This is a genomic window from Chamaesiphon sp. VAR_48_metabat_135_sub (assembly GCF_031418915.1).
Classification (GTDB): domain Bacteria; phylum Cyanobacteriota; class Cyanobacteriia; order Cyanobacteriales; family Chamaesiphonaceae; genus Chamaesiphon.
The window spans coordinates 1-3,508 of record NZ_JANOJV010000155.1; the positions used below are offsets into that span (position 1 = coordinate 1).

At 45.2% G+C, this 3,508-nt stretch carries 3 protein-coding genes and 1 pseudogene; 2 read left to right on the forward strand and 2 right to left on the reverse strand.

The window, feature by feature from the left end; genetic code table 11:
* Positions 1-488 (reverse strand): annotated as a pseudogene (locus RMO55_RS11190) (hypothetical protein); the annotation flags it as partial.
* A 354-nt stretch (positions 489-842) separates the two neighbouring features.
* Between RMO55_RS11190 and RMO55_RS11195 the strand changes: the two are divergent.
* Positions 843-1,253 carry a Nif11-like leader peptide family natural product precursor gene (locus RMO55_RS11195; protein WP_310426565.1) on the forward strand — a complete coding sequence of 137 codons (411 nt, stop codon included), beginning with the start codon at positions 843-845 and terminating at the stop codon, positions 1,251-1,253.
* Between the two features lie 49 nt (positions 1,254-1,302).
* Here the strand turns inward: RMO55_RS11195 and RMO55_RS11200 are convergent, their stop codons facing one another.
* A complete protein-coding gene (locus tag RMO55_RS11200; protein ID WP_310426566.1) occupies positions 1,303-2,136 on the reverse strand; it encodes a hypothetical protein in 834 nt (277 codons plus the stop codon).
* Between the two features lie 49 nt (positions 2,137-2,185).
* On the opposite strand from RMO55_RS11200, the gene RMO55_RS11205 reads away from it, so the two are divergent.
* On the forward strand, positions 2,186-3,508 hold a 1,323-nt coding region (locus RMO55_RS11205; protein ID WP_310426568.1), incomplete at its 3' end, for a helix-hairpin-helix domain-containing protein.

The following is a 3,508-nucleotide window of genomic DNA, read 5'->3' on the forward strand; positions in this document are numbered from 1 at the left end:
GTTGGGCCACCACCTTTCAATTGCATTTCCCAACGCTGGCCATTGATTATTCCTTCAAATACAGATATCGCCCGACCATCGCCATAACCATTACCAGTACCAAATGGACATTGTTGGATATATTCGGTGCCATAAATCGACAGTGCATAGCCAGTCGCCCAGCCAACCTGTCGCATCGGCTCACGCACAGGAGAAATATCACCAGAAAATACCTGGCGAAATTGTTCATTAAACGCCAGCTTGTCGCTCAACCCAAGTTCTTTAAAAAAAGTGCCGCTATGGGTTACATATTCTGGTTCTGCAAGCGGCGTAGGTGTTACAGGTACGAAATGACCAGAGAAAACCTGTCGGGCACGGCGATCGTCACCATCGACCGTGGCATCAGGATCGGCATTTAAGGTATCCATCAGAGAATAATCCGCCAGTCGCATAAACTCATCAAAGGTAGTTACGCAGGAGGTAGCAGATGGTTTAGATTGATACGACATTGTTGCTAACTGCCTAGGTTTCAGCGGACGGTGATGCATTCTAAGCTTGATGATAGCGTTTCCCTCCGTTCCGTTGCAACCCTTTATGGGGAGACGAGCACTAGAAATGTAGAGGAGACGACCATGCAAGCGATGACCCCGGTTATACCTCTGCTGACTATTCTGCTTGTTTCACCTCCCTGGAATCCATAAAGAGCCACCGGATTTATGCCGCGATCTTCGATCATGATTGGATCGATCGATATATCTAGAGTATTTGTCGATCGAACATAATTAGGGAGTATAGTCAGGATCGTGATGAAATAGTGCAATCGACGATCGCCAAAACTGTTATTTACCAAGGATGAAATCGACATGTTATCTAAGTCTATTCAAGCCTTTAACGATCGAGTAGCTGCCGATCCACAATTGCAAATCGAGATCCGATCGATAACTTCACCAATGGATTTTTTAGCATTGGCGAAAATAGAGGGACTCGATCTCACTGGAGAAGATTTTCAGATTTTGGTACAGCAATCTTATCAGCAGTGGATCGAGAAGTTAGATCCGAAGATGAGTGGTTTTTTTAGTCAGATTCATGGGAAAAAAGAACTGGATGACAGGTTAAAAGTTTGTCAGTCGAGTCATGATGTGATTGAATTGGCACAGGAGTGTGGAGTTAAATTGTCGGAGGATGAGCTGCAACGGGCTGCAATAATGGCGGAAACTATTTCTGGCTTTAGCTTTGAAAAGCTCTGGTTCAGGGGGCTAGGATTGATTAACTAGTGCATACTATCTCGGAAATACCTGGAGTTTTTAGCTGAAGTTAATCGTACTAAATGGCAATTTTAAACCCGGCACTATTTTTATGTCCGCCACCCCCATACAGTTTAGCGATTTCCGAACAGTCAAAATTAGGCTGGGAACGCAGAGAATAGGAGATACTTGATTTCCCTCTCAACCAGCTAGCCACAACGGGATAATCTGGGTATTCTTCGAGCATTTGATGACATAAATCGGAAACGATATCGTAATTGGAGCAATTAATTAGCGGCATTTTAGCTCCAGTTATCCATGCTCCAGTGGGGGCTTGATAAGGTGGTAAAGAATCTAGGTAGACGTGTTTTAACATCCCTCTAATCTCCTTAGTTTGATACCTCAACAGAGTGGCACCATCTTGTCGTAACTGCTTTAAACCTTCGGGTGTAAGTAAGTCAATCCAGAGGTCGAATTCTTGCGGTAGTAATTGCAGTCCAGCGGCAATTTCGCCAGTACCTTCTAATTTCCATTCCCACAAATCTCGGTCTTGAATATATCTAAATAGATCTGGAATTTCTCGATCGGGATGAAAGTATTCCCAGCTTATCATCGCACCAGAGCGATTCATGTCGAATAGGGCACCACGCAATCCCAGTAAGGCTTCTTGGGCGGTTTTATGGTGATCGAGAGTGATGACTTGAGTGTGTTGTGCTAACAGTGATTCCATCACCTGTCGTGGGTAACTAAAGTCGAGAATATAAACTTCAGAACCTGGTTCCATTTCTGGTGGATCTTGTTGATGTTTGACACCGATGTATTCGGACTTATCGCCAAACTTCAAGTAAGCAGCAAGGGCACTGCCAAATCCATCGGGACAGTTATTATGGTAGAGAGTATAAATTTTTGACATAGCTAAATAGTATCCGATCGTCAATATCTGTTATTTTTCCAGTACTGTAGTGTCCACTTATCAGACAAACACACCAGGCGATTCTTCAGTTGCACCCCAGGTTTCGCTGACTGGAGTGGTAGAGCGGATTACTTTTCATTCCGAGGAAAGTGGCTATACGGTCGCTCGGCTCCAATCACCCCGCGCCCATGAATTAACCACGATTGTGGGTAACTTTGTTAATATCCAAGCCGGACAAACCCTGCAACTTCAGGGCACTTGGAAGGAGCATATTCAATACGGGCAACAGTTTCAGGTTATCAAATACAGTGAAACGAAACCTGCAACGCTGACGGGAATTGAGAAATATTTGGGTAGTGGTTTGATTAAAGGAGTCGGTCCCGTTACGGCTAAACGGATTGTGGCGCATTTCGCACTGGAAACTTTAGAAATTATCGAACATGATAGCGATCGATTAATTGAAGTCCCAGGCATCGGTAAGAAGCGCGTCAAAATGATTCAACGCGCCTGGGTGGAACAGAAGGCGATTAAAGAGGTGATGTTATTCCTCCAGAGTCACGGTGTTTCGACAACCTATGCGGTGAAAATCTTCAAGCAATATGGGGATAAATCGATCGATATTGTCACCAATAATCCCTATCAACTTTCAGAAGATATTTTTGGAATTGGCTTCCTCACCGCCGATCTCATTGCGCGAAATTTAGGCGTAGATCCTGCTTCTGCTTTCCGCTATCGAGCTGGGATTAAACACGTTCTGGGTGAAGCAGCCGAAGATGGGCATTGTTTCCTGCCTCAGCCAGAATTATTAGTAGCCGCGACAACTAAACTCACGACTGAAGAACATACCGCGACTGAGAATGCGGTGTTAGAAGTATTGCGAGAAATGAGTCTGCAACAGGACTTAATCCTAGAAACAGTTGAGGAAGTTCCCTTATATTTCCAACCCAGTTTCTTCTACACCGAACAGAATCTCGCGATTTCGATCCTCAAGCTACTTGAACAGCCTCAGTCAGTAGATTTACCCCGCGTCCGCAATTGGATCGACAGGTTTACTCAAAGTCAGGGAATTAGTCTCTCACCAGAACAACAGCAAGCGGTAGAGATGGCAGCGACACAACGGGTGATGATTCTGACTGGTGGCCCAGGCTGTGGGAAGACGTTCTGTACCCGTACTATTGTCGCTTTGTGGAAGGCAATGGATAAGAAAATTGCCTTAGCTGCGCCAACGGGTAGAGCCGCTCAGAGGCTGTCAGAAATGGCGGGAATTGAGGCTAAGACCATTCACCGTCTATTGGAGTTCGATCCGGCGACTAGAGGGTTTAAACGGTCTGTTGACGACCCCTTACCTCACAATGCAATTGTTGTCGATGAA

Coding starts and splice junctions, on each gene's coding strand:
- RMO55_RS11195 (WP_310426565.1), top strand. CDS start 843: ATGTTATCTAAGTCTATTCAAGCCTTTAACGATCGAGTAGCTGCCGAT.
- RMO55_RS11200 (WP_310426566.1), bottom strand. CDS start 2,136: ATGTCAAAAATTTATACTCTCTACCATAATAACTGTCCCGATGGATTT.